The sequence below is a fragment of the Azospirillum doebereinerae genome, from assembly GCF_003989665.1.
Classification (GTDB): Bacteria; Pseudomonadota; Alphaproteobacteria; order Azospirillales; family Azospirillaceae; genus Azospirillum; species Azospirillum doebereinerae.
Genome location: NZ_RZIJ01000012.1, coordinates 1 through 14,423, shown reverse-complemented (window position 1 = coordinate 14,423; position 14,423 = coordinate 1). Strand labels below are relative to the sequence as shown.

Annotated in this window: 14 protein-coding genes and 1 riboswitch; of the genes, 3 read left to right on the top strand and 11 right to left on the bottom strand. The window is 72.7% G+C overall.

Features of this window, described 5'->3' with window-relative positions:
• Position 1: 1 nt before the first annotated feature.
• Entirely contained in the window at positions 2-1,105 is a 1,104-nt protein-coding gene (locus EJ913_RS15715; protein ID WP_126999510.1) for a cobalt-precorrin-5B (C(1))-methyltransferase, read from the top strand.
• A gap of 98 nt (positions 1,106-1,203) precedes the next feature.
• Here EJ913_RS15715 and cobM read toward each other — a convergent pair whose 3' ends face one another.
• From cobM to cbiE, 3 genes are read right to left on the bottom strand one after another with little or no spacing between them, the layout of a single operon-like run.
• Positions 1,204-1,965 carry a precorrin-4 C(11)-methyltransferase gene (gene cobM / locus EJ913_RS15710; protein WP_126999508.1) on the bottom strand — a complete coding sequence of 254 codons (762 nt, stop codon included), beginning with the start codon at positions 1,963-1,965 and terminating at the stop codon, positions 1,204-1,206.
• Positions 1,962-2,354: a cobalamin biosynthesis protein gene (locus EJ913_RS15705; protein ID WP_126999506.1), complete on the bottom strand. Its 393-nt coding sequence runs from the start codon at positions 2,352-2,354 to the stop codon at positions 1,962-1,964. The genes cobM and EJ913_RS15705 overlap by 4 nt, the downstream gene beginning before the upstream one ends.
• On the bottom strand, positions 2,351-3,574 hold the full coding sequence (gene cbiE / locus EJ913_RS15700; RefSeq protein ID WP_126999504.1) for a precorrin-6y C5,15-methyltransferase (decarboxylating) subunit CbiE: 1,224 nt from the start codon (positions 3,572-3,574) through the stop codon (positions 2,351-2,353). The genes EJ913_RS15705 and cbiE overlap by 4 nt, the downstream gene beginning before the upstream one ends.
• A 28-nt stretch (positions 3,575-3,602) precedes the next feature.
• Between cbiE and EJ913_RS15695 the strand changes: the two genes are divergently transcribed.
• A complete protein-coding gene (locus EJ913_RS15695) occupies positions 3,603-4,343 on the top strand; it encodes a cobalt-precorrin-6A reductase (RefSeq protein ID WP_211098966.1) in 741 nt (246 codons plus the stop codon).
• 204 nt (positions 4,344-4,547) lie between these two features.
• Here the strand turns inward: EJ913_RS15695 and cobJ are convergent, their stop codons facing one another.
• From cobJ to EJ913_RS15655, 8 genes are all read right to left on the bottom strand, one after another.
• Positions 4,548-5,312, bottom strand: coding sequence for a precorrin-3B C(17)-methyltransferase (gene cobJ, locus EJ913_RS15690; RefSeq protein WP_126999500.1), 765 nt, complete (start codon positions 5,310-5,312; stop codon positions 4,548-4,550).
• A complete protein-coding gene (locus tag EJ913_RS15685) occupies positions 5,309-6,061 on the bottom strand; it encodes a precorrin-2 C(20)-methyltransferase (RefSeq protein ID WP_126999498.1) in 753 nt (250 codons plus the stop codon). Before EJ913_RS15685 ends, cobJ begins: the two co-directional genes overlap by 4 nt.
• Positions 6,058-6,696, bottom strand: a complete 639-nt coding sequence (locus EJ913_RS15680) for a precorrin-8X methylmutase (RefSeq protein WP_126999496.1) — start codon at positions 6,694-6,696, stop codon at positions 6,058-6,060. The genes EJ913_RS15685 and EJ913_RS15680 overlap by 4 nt, the downstream gene beginning before the upstream one ends.
• On the bottom strand, positions 6,689-8,014 hold the full coding sequence (cobG, locus tag EJ913_RS15675) for a precorrin-3B synthase (protein ID WP_126999494.1): 1,326 nt from the start codon (positions 8,012-8,014) through the stop codon (positions 6,689-6,691). The genes EJ913_RS15680 and cobG overlap by 8 nt, the downstream gene beginning before the upstream one ends.
• The gene (gene cobN, locus EJ913_RS15670; protein WP_126999492.1) at positions 8,011-11,403 is read right to left on the bottom strand and encodes a cobaltochelatase subunit CobN; all 3,393 of its coding nucleotides are present in this window, start codon (positions 11,401-11,403) and stop codon (positions 8,011-8,013) included. Before cobN ends, cobG begins: the two co-directional genes overlap by 4 nt.
• A 182-nt stretch (positions 11,404-11,585) precedes the next feature.
• A complete protein-coding gene (cobW, locus tag EJ913_RS15665) occupies positions 11,586-12,635 on the bottom strand; it encodes a cobalamin biosynthesis protein CobW (protein ID WP_126999490.1) in 1,050 nt (349 codons plus the stop codon).
• Positions 12,636-12,648: 13 nt separating this feature from the next.
• A complete protein-coding gene (locus EJ913_RS15660; protein ID WP_126999488.1) occupies positions 12,649-13,401 on the bottom strand; it encodes a CbtA family protein in 753 nt (250 codons plus the stop codon).
• A 10-nt stretch (positions 13,402-13,411) separates the two neighbouring features.
• On the bottom strand, positions 13,412-13,588 hold the full coding sequence (locus EJ913_RS15655; protein ID WP_126999486.1) for a CbtB domain-containing protein: 177 nt from the start codon (positions 13,586-13,588) through the stop codon (positions 13,412-13,414).
• A 46-nt stretch (positions 13,589-13,634) separates the two neighbouring features.
• A riboswitch (cobalamin riboswitch) is annotated at positions 13,635-13,858 on the bottom strand.
• 200 nt (positions 13,859-14,058) lie between these two features.
• On the opposite strand from EJ913_RS15655, the gene EJ913_RS15650 reads away from it, so the two are divergent.
• Positions 14,059-14,423 (top strand): ATP-binding cassette domain-containing protein (locus EJ913_RS15650; RefSeq protein WP_126999484.1); only part of this gene is annotated, 365 nt, incomplete at its 3' end.

Below are 14,423 nucleotides of genomic sequence, written 5' to 3'. Positions count from 1 at the left end.
CGTGGGTGACGACGATACACCCTTGCGGCGCGGCTGGACGACGGGGACCTGCGCCACCGCCGGGGCCAAGGCGGCGGCCGAGGCCCTGTTCGGCGGGGCGTTCCCCGATCCGGTGACGGTCACCCTGCCGGGTGGCCAGACGCCCGCCTTCGCGCTCTCCTGGACGGCGCGCGGGGCGGACGGCGAAACCGGGGCGTGGGCGGCGGCCGGCATCGTCAAGGACGCGGGCGACGACCCCGACGTGACGCATGGCGCGCTGGTCCGCGCGCGGGTGTGGCGTGGAATTCCCGGCAGCGGCGTGACCTTCCGCGCCGGGGAGGGCGTCGGCACGGTGACTCTGCCCGGCCTGCCGCTGCCCGTCGGCGAGCCGGCGATCAACCCGGTTCCCCGCGCGATGATCCGCGAGGCGGTGACCGGGGTGGCGCGCGCCGCCGGCCAGCCGGCCGATCTGGTGGTCGAGATCGGGGTGGAGAACGGCGCGACGCTCGCCAAGCGCACGATGAACGGGCGGCTCGGCATTCTGGGCGGGCTGTCGATCCTGGGCACGACGGGGATCGTCGTTCCCTATTCCTGCGCGGCCTGGATCGCGTCGATCCAGCGCGGAATCGACGTGGCGCGGGCCGCCGGGTTGATCCATGTGGCGGCCTGCACCGGCGACGTGTCCGAGAAGGCGGTGACGGCGCGCTACGGCTTTACCGAGCAGGCGCTGATCGACATGGGCGATTTCGCCGGCGGGACGCTGAAATACCTGCGCGGGCACCCCGTCGGCCGGCTGACGCTCTGCGGCGGCTTCGCCAAGTTCGGCAAGCTGGCGCGCGGGCTGATGGATCTGCACTCCAAGCGCGGCAGCGTCGATCTGGACTGGCTGGCCGAGCGGCTGGCGGAGCTGGGCGCGACGCCGGAGCTGATCGCGGAGGCACGGCAGGCCAACACCGCCGCGCAGGTGCTGGGCATGGCCGAAGCCGCCGGTCTGCCGCTGGGCAACCGCGTCGCGGAACTGGCGCGCGCTGCGGCGCTGGAGGTGCTGGACCGCGCCCCGGTCGCCGTCGAGGTGCTGGTGACCGACCGACAGGGCAATGTCGTCGGACAGGCCAAGGGCTGGTGACGCCTCGCCATCCTCCTGGCGCTTGATCCTCTCCCCCCTGGGGAGAGGGGAGGGTGAGGGGGATCCGCCTGCCGGACGCTCCTCGCCAGACATCCCCCTCACTCCCCCAGCCCCCGGTACCGGCGCACATGGCTGCCGTCGTACAGCGCGCTGCACCGGAAATCCTCCGAGCCCAACGCCGGGCCGACCAGGATCAGCGCGGTGCGCTCCATCGGCGATTCCGCCACCCGCGCCGCGATGTTCGCCAGCGTGCCTTCCAGCACCCGCTGCTCCGGCCAGCTCGCCCGATAGACCACCGCCGCCGGGCAGCCGGGGCCATAGAGCGGGGTCAGCCGCTCCACCACCCGGTCGATGGCGTGGATCGACAGGTGGACCGCCAGGGTCGCGCCAGAGGCGCCCAGCACCTCCAGCGTCTCGTTGGCCGGCATCGCCGAGGCGCGGCCCTCCGTGCGGGTCAGGATCAGCGTCTGGCTGACCTCCGGCAGGGTCAGTTCGCGCCCCAGCGCCGCCGCCGCCGCCGCGAAGGCCGGAACGCCGGGCGTGATCGTGTAAGGGATGCCGAGATCCCGCAGCGCGCGGGTCTGCTCACCCAGCGCGCTGTAGACCGACAGGTCGCCCGAATGCAGCCGCGCCACGTCGTGGCCCGCCGCGTGGGCGGCTTTGAACTCCGCGACGATGCCGTCCAGCGTCATGGGGGCCGTGTCCACCACCCGCGCCCCCGGCGGGGCGTGGGCGATGATCTCCTTCGGCACCAGCGAGCCGGCGTAGAGGCAGACCGGACAGGCGGCGATCAGGTCGCGCCCGCGCAGGGTCAGCAGGTCGGGGGCGCCCGGCCCGGCGCCGATGAAGTGAACGGTCATGATCGGGTCTCCGAAACGGCGAGGGCGACGGTGGCGCGCGGGGTGGAACGGCGGGGCAGCAGCAGGCGCGAGCCCGGCCCGGCGGCGGCCAGCGCGGCGGCCTCGGCCACGCTCGCCAGCCCGACCGCCGCCAGCACGGTGGCCGAGCGGGTCTGCACGCGGCCCTGCGCCGCGACCAGGGCCTCCTCGTCGAGGAAAGTCAGCGTCAATCCCAGCGCGCGGGCGGCCTCGGCCATGCCGGCCTCCTCCCGCTTCATCGCGGGCGCGGCCAGCAGGACGCCCCGGCGCGCGGCGGCGCCAAGCGAGGCCTCGTCGAAGGCGGCGGCGACCAGGGTGGCGATCTCCTCCCAGCCGCAGCCCCGGCGGCAGCCCAGACCGGCGGCGATCATGGCTTGTCCACCCGCCACAGCGTGACCGGCATCAACGGCCGCCAGCCCCGGAAGCCGCCGACCGGCGCCGCGCGCGCCACCGCGATCTGCGACAGCTCACCGCCCAACCGCTTGTGGGCGTCGAACAGCACCGCCTCGCTTTCCAGCGTGACCGCGTTGGCGACCAGCCGCCCGCCGGGTTTCAGCGCGTCCCAGCAGGCGTCCAGCACGCCCTCGTTGGTCACCCCGCCGCCGATGAACACCGCGTCGGGCGGCGTGCGCCCGGCCAGAGCGCCCGGCGCCTTGCCCCGCGCCACCTCCAGCCCCGGCACGCCGAAGGCGGCGGCGTTGGACAGGATGCGGGCGACGCGGTCCTCGCGGTGCTCGACGGCGACCGCGCGGTTGGCCGGATCGGCCAGCATCCACTCGATCCCGATGGAGCCGGAGCCGGCCCCGACATCCCACAGCGACTCGCCCCGGCGCGGCGCCAGGAAGGACAGGGTGACGGCGCGGACCTCGCGCTTGGTGATCTGGCCGTCATGCTCGAACCAGTCGTCGGGCTGGCCGGGCGCACGCGGCAAGATTCGGGCGCCGGGGGCGGCAATGCACTCCACCGCCACGGTGTTGAGGTCGGCGATCCGCTCGGCGGTCCAGCTCTCGGCGGTGGCTTCGGTGCGGGATTCGCGCGGACCCCCCATCGCCTCCAGCGCGGTCAGGCGGGAGGCGCCGAAGCCACGCGCGCGCAGCAGGGCCGCCAGCTTGGCCGGAGTCGTTCCGTCCCAGGACAGGACCAGCAGCCGGGCATTCGGTTGCAGATGCGGAACGACCAACTCCAGCGGGCGGCCATGGACGGTCAGGCACACCGTTTCCTGCACCGGCCAGCCCAACCGCGCGGCGGCGAGGCTGAAGGCGGAGGCGGCGGGAATCAGCATCGTTTCCGTAGCCGGAACGATCCGCGACAGGGTGGCGCCGATGCCGTACCAGGAGGGATCGCCGCTCGCCAGCACGCAGACCCGTTGCCCGCGCCGGGCCAGCAGGGACGGGAAGGCGTCGGTCAGCGGGGAGGGCCAAGCGGCACGCTCCTGCCCGGCGATCGCGGGAATCAGCGACAGGTGACGGGCGCCGCCGATCAGGAATTCGGCGCGCTCGACCACGGCGCGCGCGGCGGGGGACAGCCCGTCCCAGCCGTCCTCCCCCAGCCCGACGACGGACAGCCAACGCGGCGGCGACGTGCTATCCATGGCGGCGGTCCGAACGAAGGGGGAAGCGGTGCTCAAGGTCCTGATACTCGGCGGCACGACGGAAGCGACGGCGTTGGCGCGGCGGCTCGCCGGTCATGACCGCATTGACGCGGCGGTGTCGCTGGCCGGGCGCACGAAGAACCCGGCGCTGCCGCCGCTGCCCACCCGCATCGGCGGCTTCGGCGGGGTGGAGGGCTTGGCCACTTATTTGGAGGCGGAGGGAATCCAAGCGGTGATCGACGCCACGCATCCCTTCGCCGACCAGATCTCCGCCAACGCGGCGGCGGCCTGCGCGCGGCGAAGCGTGCCGCTGCGGCTGCTGACCCGCGCGCCGTGGGTGGCCGGGGAGGGCGACCGCTGGATCGGCTCGCCGGACATGGCCACCGCCGCCCAGGCGTTGCGCGGCTTGGGGGAGGGCGTGTTCCTGACCATCGGCCGGCAGGAGGTCGCGGCCTTCGAGGCGGTGCCGGACAAGCGTTACCTGATCCGCGCCGTCGATCCGCCGGAGCCGATGCCGGCCCTGCCGCGCGCGACGCTGATCCTCGACCGGGGGCCGTTCACGGTGGAGGCCGAGGTCGCCCTGATGCGGAAGCATGACATCGACGTGGTGGTGAGCAAGAACAGCGGTGGCGCCGCCACCGACGCGAAGCTGGAGGCCGCGCGACGGCTCGGCCTGCCGGTCGTGATGGTGGAGCGGCCGGCTGGGAACGGCGTCCAGGAACTGCACGGTGTCGATGCGGCTGTGGCGTGGCTGGAGGGTATGGCCTGACGCTGTCCCGCCTCTAACGCCCTCTCCCGCCCCGGGAGAGGGAGGGGACCCGCGAAGCGGGGAGGGTGAGGGGTTATCGGAACATGGATTGCGTACCACGGCCCATAGCCCCTCACCCTTCCCACCGCTGTGCGGCGGGCCCCTTCCCTCTCCCGGGACGGGAGAGGGCATTAGATTCGCGGGGAGAATAGTCGGCAGCATCCCTCACCCCCGGTAATGGCGGGGGGTGTACACCCAGGGCGTTCCGCCGTCCGCGCGCGGCACCAGCCGGGTGTGGGACGCGCCGATGATGACCAGCGTCCGCATGTCGGCCTGCGACGGCTCCACCGCGCCCAACGTCGTCACCGTCAGCGCCTCGTCGGGGCGGCCGACGGCGCGGCCCAGCACGATGGGGGTCTCGGGCGCGCGGAGGTCGCGCAACGCGTCGAAGGCGGCGCCGAGCTGCCAGGGCCGGGCGCGCGAGATCGGGTTGTACAGCGCGATGACGAAATCCGCCTCCGCCGCCAGCCGCAGGCGCTTCAGCACCACGTCCCAGGGCTTGAGGTTGTCGGACAGCGAGATGGCGCAGAAATCATGCCCCAGCGGCGCCCCGGCCCGCGCGGCGGCCGCCTGCATCGCCGACACGCCGGGATCGACCGCCAGCGGCACGGCGTGCCACGCGGCCGGGGCCGTCGGGTCGTCCAGCGCTTCGAAGATCGCGGCGGCCATGGCGAAGATGCCGGGATCGCCGCCCGACACCACCGCGACCCGCCGCCCGCCCGCCGCCAGATCCAGCGCGAAGCGGGCGCGGTCCAACTCCACCCGGTTGTCCGAGGCGTGGCGCACCTGCGGCCCCGGCGGCACGCGGTCCACATAGGGGAAATAACCGACGAGGTCGGTCGCCTCGGCCAGATCGCGCCGCGCCTCGGGCGTCAGCCAATCCTCCGGGCCGGGGCCGAGCCCGACGACTTTCAGCCAGCCCCCGCTCATTCCGGAAGCCCGCCGCGCTTCCCGTCGCCCGGAATGACGATCTGCGAGAAATAGGGCGCGCTGTCCGGCGCCTCCAGGAAGGGCATGAAGCGCTGCTCGTCCATGCTGGCGCGCTCCACGTACCACGCGCGCTCCGCCAGCCCGGCGGCGGCGATGGCGCGGCGGACCTTGGGCAGGTTCTGGCCCAGCTTCATCACCACGCAGGCGTCGGCGTGGGTGAGCGCGCGGACCAGCGCCTCCTCGTCCAGCGTGCCGGGGATCACCGACAGCACGTCGTCGCGCAGCATCAGCGGGCGCGGCAGCAGCGAGGCGCTGCACACCATGCTGGTCACGCCGGGCACGACCTCGGTCGGGAAGCGGGCGGAGAGCCGCAGGAACAGGTGCATGAAGGAGCCGTAGAAGAACGGATCCCCCTCGTTCAGCGCCGCGACCGAGCGGCCGGCGGCCAGATGCCCGGCGATGCGCTCGGCGGACTCGTCGAAGAACGCCTCGATCTGGCGGCCGTAGTCGGGATGGCCGGGCGGCAGCTCCACCGTCACCGGGTAGACCATCGGCAGTTCGATGTGATCGGCGGTGATGGCGGAATCGGCGATGCGCCGGGCGTGGCCCTTGGTGCCGCGCTTGCAGAAATAGGCGACGACCGGGCAGGCGCCGATGACGCGCACGGCCTTCAGGGTCATCAGATCCGGATCGCCGGGGCCGACGCCAACGCCGAACAGCCGGCCGGGAGAGGGGGAAAGCGCGCTCATTCCACGTCGCTCGCCAGCGCGTTGACCGCCGCCGCCGCCATGGCGCTGCCGCCGCGCCGGCCCCGGATCGCCAGATAGGGCAGGCCGAAGGGGTTGGCCGCCAGCGCGTCCTTGCTTTCCATCGCGCCGACGAAGCCGACCGGGAAGCCCAGCACCGCCGCCGGCTTCGGGGCGCCCGCCGCGATCATCTCCAGCAAATGGAACAGCGCGGTCGGCGCGTTGCCGATGGCGACCACCGAGCCCGCCAGCCGGTCACTCCACAGATCCAGCGCCGCCGCCGAACGGGTGTTGCCGATGGAGGCCGCCAAGGCGGGGACCGACGCGTCGCGCAACGTGCAGACCACCGGGTTGTCGGCGGGAAGCCGGGCGCGGGTGATGCCGTGGGCGACCATCTCGCTGTCGCAAAGGATGGCGGCGCCTTGGCGCAGAGCCGCGCGGGCGGCGCCGGCCACATCGGTGGAGAACATCAGGTCCTTGGCCGCATCGACCATGCCGCAGGCGTGGATCACGCGGACCGCCACCGGCTTGAGGTCGTCGGGCAGGGCCGACAGGTCGGCCTCCGCCCGGATGGTGGCGAAGGATTGGCGGTAGATGGCCGCTCCGTCGCGAATGTAGTCGTAGAGCGGCTCAGGCACCGGACAACTCCTCAGCGGACAGGCCGGCGACGCAGGCGACCGCGTCGTCGGGTGACAGGCCGGCGCGCCACGCGGGCGCTCCGGGTTTGGCGTTCAGGGCGACGTCGTACACGCCGTCACGCGCCGTCAGCGTGACGTCGGCTGCGCCCGGATGGGCGCAGCCCTTGGCGCAGCCCGACACATGCACCATCCGTGCGTGGTCGAGCAAGGGGCCTGCGCGTTCCGCGACCGCCAGCGCCGTGGCGTGGGTGTCGGTGGTGCCGACGTCGCAGCCGCCGATGCCGCTGCACGCGGTCAGCTTGAGACGCCGGTCGCCGGACGCGAGGATGCCGCCGAGGGCGGTTGCGGTGTGGGCGGCGTCCGGCACCGGATCGACGAGCAGCAAGGCGCGCCACGGGGTGAGGCGGAGTTCGGCCGTCAACCCGGCGAGGGCCGCGAGGGTGGCGCAGGTCAACCGGCCGAAGGGGAAGGCGACGGCCAGCCATTTTTTTGTCTCCTTCTCCCCCCTGGGGAGAAGGTCGGGATGAGGGGGTTCGGCGAAGCCGAAGATGTCCGGCGGGCGGTTCCCCCTCACCCTAACCCTCTCGCCGGGGGGGAGAGGGGACAGCCAAGGGGACAAGCGTTCCTGAAACGGTTCGCCCCCAACCGCCGCCACCAGTCCCGCCATGCGGCGCGGCGGCTCAGCGAACGTCGCGCGCAACTCCAGGAACGCCCGGCCCAGCGCCGACGCCACCTCGGGGACATCCGTCGCCCGGCACAGCCCCAGCGGCGCGGCCTCGGCCAGCGTGCCGCCCAGCGACACCCGCAGCCATTCCGCGTCCACCGCGTCGAACCGCACGTCGGTGCTGCTCATCCCCAGATGCGCGGTGCCACCGCCGCAGACCAGCCAGCCGAATTTCGGCGGCAGGCGGTGCAGCGCCGGATCCCCGGCCAGCCGCGCGTCGAGCGCTCGCGCGACCGGCCGCACATCGACCGCCCCGCCCAGCCCGGCGGTGGGCGCGCACAGCACGTTGCGCACCGCCTCGCTCGCGGCGTCGTCGGCAACATAACCCATCGCGCGCAACGCGTCGGTGACCGGCTCCAGCCCGTCCGCCGGAATCCCGCGCAGTTGCAGGTTCCCGCGATGGCTGAGGTCCACCAGCCCGTTGCCGTAACGATCCCCAAGCTCCGCGATGCGGCGGGCATGCTCCGCCGGCAGCACCCCGGCCGGGACGCGCACGCGCAGCAGGAAGCCGTCGCCGACCTCCATCGGAGCCAGAACGCCGGGGCAGGTGCCGCGACGGCGCGGCGGGTTGCGGGGGGAAACGATGCTGGTCATGCGGCCTTCTCCCGGCGCAGGCGCACCTCTTCCGCCGTGGAGTTGCGGCGGGGGTGCCACAGGCCACGGTCGAGCGCCTCGCCCATCCGCGCGAGAATGTGCCGGGAGGCCGCCGGGTTGGCATGGGTCAAAAAGTCCCACACGGCGGAATCCTCGACATACGCTTCGAACAACAGGTCGAAATGCGCCGGGCGCACCGCGTCGGTGGTCGCGGCGAAGGCGAACAGCGTGTCCACCGACGCCGCCAGCTCCGCCGCCCCGCGATAGCCATGCCGCATCATGCCCGCGATCCAGCGCGGGTTGGCGGCGCGCCCGCGCAAGGTGCGCGCGATCTCCTCGGCCAGCGTGCGGACGGCCAGCGCGGACGGGTCGGCGCTGTCGAGGTGGTAGAGCGCCGGCTCCGAATCCTCCAGCGCGGCGGCGGCGGCGAAGCCACCCTCGTACTGCATGAATCCGTCGGTGGAGAGCACGTCGTGCTCGCGCTGGTCCTGGTGGTGGACCAGGGCATCGGCCCCGCCGACCCGGCGGCGGAACAGGGCGGGCAGGGCGGCGCCCTCCAGCCCGGCGCCGTAGGCGTGGCAGCCGCCGTCGAGATAGGCCGCGCCGAAATCGGCCCGCGTCGCCCAGTCGCCGCGCGCGACCATTCCCGACAGGGCGGTGCCGTAGACGCCGGGCGCCGCGCCGAAGACCCGCGCGGTGGCCCAGCGGCGGGAGTCCTCCGGCGACGCGCCCGACGCGGCCAGCAGCGCCGCCTCGGCCCGCGCGGTCGCGGCCAACGGGTTGACGCCGTCCTCCTCGTCCAAACCGGCGACGGCGCGAACCGCCTGGTCGAACAGGGCGATCTGCTGCGGGAAAACGTCGCGGAACAGGCCGGAGATGCGCAGCGTCACGTCCACGCGCGGGCGGTCGAGCACGCCGGCCGGCATGATCTCGTAGCCGGTGACGCGGCCCGACCCGTTCTCCCACAGCGGCCGCACGCCGAGCAGCGCCAGCGCCTGGGCCAGTTCGTCGCCGCCGGTCCGCATGGTCGGCGTGCCCCAGCAATCGACCACCAGCCGCCGGGGCCAGTCGCCGTGGTCCTGGAGGTAGCGGGCGACCAGCGCGTCCGCCGCCTGCCAGCCGAGCGTCCAGGCGGTCGGCGTCGGCACCCCGCGCGGGTCGAGCGCGTAGAGGTTCCGCCCGGTCGGCAGCGTGTCGGCCCGCCCGCGCGCCGGGGAGCCGCCGGGGCCGGGGCGGACGAAGCGCCCGTCCAGCCCGTCGAGCAGCGCCCGCATCTCGGCATCCCCGCAGGCGTCCAGCGCCTGGGCGACGGCCTGCGGATCGGCGGTGCGGGCGACGGCGGCGGTCAGCCGGTCGCGGCGCTCGCCGGCCGGGCTGGTCCCGAAGACGTGCAACCCGTCGCGGATCTGCATCTCCTTGATGTCGCAGAGATGCGCGTCGAGCCGGCCGAGGATCGCGTCGGGGTCGTCGTCGGGCCGCAGGTTGCAGTCCGCCGCCACGCCCGACGTCCAGGCCAGATCGAGGATCGTCTCGCGCAGCAGGCCCAACCGGCGCGGATCCAGCCCGGTCGCCTGGGAGTACTCGTCGATGGCCGTTTCCAATGCAGCGAGGTCACCGTGCAGCCCGGCCTCGACCGGCGGCGGGGTGAGGTGGCCGATCAGCACGGCGGCCGACCGCCGCCGCGCCTGCACACCCTCGCCGGGGTTGTTGACGATGAAGGGGTACAGCACCGGCAGGGCGCCACCGACGATCTCCGGCCAGCAGTCCGCCGACAGGGCGACGGCCTTGCCGGGCAGCCATTCCAACGTGCCGTGCGCGCCGACCTGCACCATGGCGTGGACGCCGAATCGGCAGCGGAGCCACAGGTGGAAAGCCAGATAACCATGGCTGGGAGGGGTGTCGGGGTCGTGGTGCTGGGCCGTGGTCAGCGCGCCGTGTCCCCGGCTCGGCTGCACCGCCACCACCGCGTTCTCGCAGAGTTTGATACGGAAGCCGAAAACATCTTTGTTTACAGAGGGATCGGCCGCCGGCTCGCCCCACACGGCGGCAACGCGCGCCCGGATTCCGGGGGGAACCAGCGTTTCATAATCAGCGAGCGTCAGCGTGGCCTTGGGCGGTCCGGTCAACGCCTCCATCAGCGCGGCGCCGTCGTCCGGCAAGTCCGACAACGCGTAACCCTCGTCCGCCAAGCGGTCCAGCATGGCGCAGACGCTGGCCGGGCTGTCCAACCCGACCGCGTGGCCGATGCCGCCGCCGGGGCCGGGGTAGTCGGACAGGACCAGCGCCAGCCGCCGCTGCGCGCGCGGGGTCCGCGCCAGCCGCACCCAGGCGGCGGCGAGGTCGGCGGTGAAGGCCACCCGGTCGGGGATCGGGCGCAGGGCCGGGACGGCGAATTGCAGGTCGGGATCGGGCTCGCCGGCCGCCTTGAAGGCGACGGCGCGGGCGATGATCCGCCCGTCCATTTCCGGCAGCACCACGTTCATCGCAAGATCGGAAGGCGCCAGCCCGCGCGAGGAAGCCCGCCAGCCGTCCTCCGGCGTGGTGGACAGGATGGCCTGCAAAACCGGCGTGCCGTTGGCCTCGAGCGGCGAGGAATCGTCGCGCGCCGCCGAGAATGCGGTGGTGTTGACCACCAGCGCCGCGTTGCGCGCGGTCAGGGTCGCGCGCATCCAGGCGGCGCAATCCGGCTCCTTCAGGCTCGCCACGAACAGCGGCAGCGGCGCCAGCCCGCGTTCGGCCAGCGCGTCGCACAGCGCGTGGACCGGGGCCAGATCGCCGGCCAGCAGATGCGACCGGTAGAAGACCACCGCCGTCATTGGGGCGTTCCCGGCGATGATGCCGCTCCAGCCGTCATGGGCGCCGAAGCGGGGCACCGGGGCGGGTTCGCTCCAGGGGGTGGGGACGCCGGCCAGCGTTGCGGCGAAGCCCAACAGGCTCGCCATGTTGTCCGGCCCGCCCTCGCTGAAGAAGCGCCACAGCCGTTGCGCGGCCTCGGCCGGGACGGTGCCGAAGCCGTCGAGGTTGGGGTCGGGCCGCGCCTCGCCCGGCAGCACGGCCAGCGCCACGCCGCGCGCGCGGCAGACGGCGGCGACGCGGTCCAGCCCGTAACGCCAATAGCCGGTCCCGCCGAGCAGCCGCAACACGACCAGCTTGGCCTTGGCGACGACGGAATCGACGTGGAGATCGACCGACAGGGGATGCCCCAGCCGGTTCAGGTTGGCGAGCCGCAGGGAGGGCAGGGAATCGCGGTTCGCCCGCCACGCCGACGCCAGCGCGGTCAGGTCGCTGTCGGAAAAGGACAGCACGACGAGGTCGGCCGGCGACTGGCCCAGGTCTTCGGCCTGTGGCCCGGCGTCGAGGTCGTCCTGACGGGCGGCGAGCAGATGCATCGGTTGCTGCTTGGTTCAAGAAAATGCCCTCTCCCGCCCCGGGAGAGGGAGGGGACCCGCCGCGAAGCGGTGGGGAGGGTGAGGGGCTAGCGGGACATGGATTTCGTACCACGCCCGATAGCCCCTCACCCTTCCCGCTTTCAGCGGGCCCCTTCCCTCTCCCGGGACGGGAGAGGGTGATATTACCCCGCGATCGCCCGGGTCACGGCGTCGCGGTCCAGACCGGTCTCGCCGATCACCACCAGACGGCTGCGGCGCGGCTCGTTTGGCTTCCACAGGCGGTCGTAATGGGTCTGCACCCGCGTGCCGACGCCCTGCACCAGCAGGCGCATCGGCTTGCCGGGCACGTCGATGAAGCCCTTCAGCCGCAGCACGCCGTGCAGGCCAGCGACCTCCTCCAGCGTCTTCGCCAGCGCGACCGGGTCGGGCTGCGGCGGCAGCTCCACCACGAAGCTGGTGAAGTCGTCGTGGTCGTGGCCCTCTTCCTCGTCGTGGTGGCTTGGGCGGTTGGCGAGGTCGTCCTCGACCGCCGCTCCGACGCCCAGAAGCACCAGCGGGTCGACCGCGCCCTGCGACGCGCGGACCAGCTTGGCGTCGCGGTTCAGGGCGTTGCGGATCAGATCCTCGACCCGCGCCAGATCCTCGGGGCCGACCAGATCGGTCTTGTTCACGACGATCAGGTCGGCGCAGAGCAACTGGTCCTCGAACACCTCCTCGACGGGGGTCTCGTGATCGACCGTGCCGGCGGCGTCGCGCTGGGCCGCCAGCGCCGCCGGATCCGGGGCGAAGCGCCCCTCGGCGGCGGCGGCGGCGTCCACCACCGCGATCACCCCGTCCACCGTGACCCGCGACTTGATCGCCGGCCAGTGGAAGGCCTGGACCAGCGGCTTGGGCAGGGCGAGGCCGCTGGTTTCGATGACGATGTGCTCGGGCGGGTCCGGGCGGGCCAGCAGCTTCTCGATGGCCGGGACGAAATCGTCGGCCACGGTGCAGCACAGGCAGCCGTTCGCCAGTTCGATGACGTCGTCCTCGGTGCAGGTCGGGCTGCCGCAGGAGCGCAGGATGTCGCCGTCGATGCCGACGTCGCCGAACTCGTTGATGATGAGCGCCAGACGGCGCCCGTCGGCCCGCTCCAGCAGGCCACGGATCAGCGTGGTCTTGCCGGCGCCGAGGAAGCCGGTGATGACGGTGGCCGGGGTCTTCCCGGTCGCCGCCTTCGGGGATGCGGACATGGCCGGCGGTTCCTTACGGCTCGTCATGGGCGGTGTCGATCACGCGGCCCATCATGGCGCCGCAGACGGCACCGAGCAGCGCCCAGAACAGCGCGGCCGTCCCCAACGCCGAGGTCACGAAATGCGCCGCCAACTCGGGCGGGAAGGCGCCTTCGGGCGATTCGGGGTGCGGAGCGCCGACCAGATGGGGCAGGGCGGCCAGCACCACGGCGGCCCCGATCACCAGCCGGTTCTTGGCGAAGGCCACGGCCAGCATGCCGCCGCCCGCGCACAGCGCCGCCGCCAGCCACCAGATCTGGCGCGCCGCCAGATCGGCGCCGGCCATGCCCGGAAGTTCCGGCGGCAGGCCGACCGACGGGGCCAGCGAGAAGGCGACGAAACCGCCGATTCCCCACAGCAGCCCGCGCCGCGCGTCCACCCGCTGGCCCATCAGCAGCATGACGCCGGCGATCACCAGCGCGTAGCCGACGCCGGCGATCACGTTGGACACCACGGTCGTCCACAGGCGCTGGAAGGCCTCGCCGTCCGATTCGGGCACACCCTCGCCCAGTTGGCGGACGGGAGCGGCGTGCTCATGCCCGGCCGGAGCGGCCGTCGAGGCGGCGGTGTTCGCGGTGGCGGAGGCCGGAGGAGGAGTCACCACCTCGTATTTCTCGGCTTCCAGGATCAGCGGGACGGTGGTCGTCTGTTGAACGACGGAAGCGGCCGTGCCGGAGAGCACGCCCGCGACCAAGGCGGCTGTGAACAGCCGCCGGATCAGATCCATGAACCGAGGCTCAGTGGCAGGGGAAGGCGAAGGAGTGACGGGCGTCGTGCGCCGCGTCGTGGATCTGCTGCGGCTGGGCGAAGCCGACGCCGTACAGCAGGAAGCTGCCCAGCAGCATCGCCGCGAAGGCGGCGACCGCCGTGCGGGCGGAGGTGGCGGCGGTCGTCCGGATCGAACGGGTGGTCATGGTCGTGGCATCCTCGGTCTCCCGCCACACCCGGCGGGTTTGGGAAATGTCTTCTGGTCCGGCGGCAGGTTTCCTGGCTCGCGGGTCGCCGTCCCATGTCTTCCGCCTTCCCGGCTCCCAAGGGCCAGTGGCATCGTGAAGGGGGACTCGCCGCACACAGTTGCGGGGGCAGCAACGGCATGAGGTCCCGCAACCGGGACCCGAACCGCATTCCCTATTATCCCCGACGCCCTGTGCGGACGCCGGAGCACCGTCGGACCGACACCATCGCAGCCGTCCCGCCCTTTGGCAAGCGGGATTGACTTGCGCCCGCGCCGCCGCGAAAGCCGCGCTTGCGGGAATGAACGGGGGATGCTGTGATGCTCGTTGAGCCGACAGTCCGTTGTATGTACACTCAAAACAATGAATTAACGCCGGACAACCAAACGCCGGACACAGGCGGACGACCCAGGGAGGAGAGCGCACAACCGATGACCGACGACATCATTCTGGAAGCACGCGGCCTGACGAAGGAGTTCAAGGGCTTCGTCGCGGTGAAGGAGGTCAACCTGCAAGTGAAGCGGGGGACCATCCACGCGCTGATCGGCCCGAACGGCGCCGGCAAGAGCACCGTCTTCAATCTGCTCACCAAATTCCTGACGCCGACGCGCGGCCAGATCCTCTACAAGGGCAAGGACATCACCCGCGCCAAGCCCGCCGACATCGCGCTGATGGGTCTGGTGCGGTCCTTCCAGATTTCCGCCGTCTTCCCGCATCTGACCGTGCTGGAGAACGTCCGCGTCGCCCTCCAGCGCCCGCTCGGCACCAGCTTCCATTTCTGGAAGTCGGAAGCCAG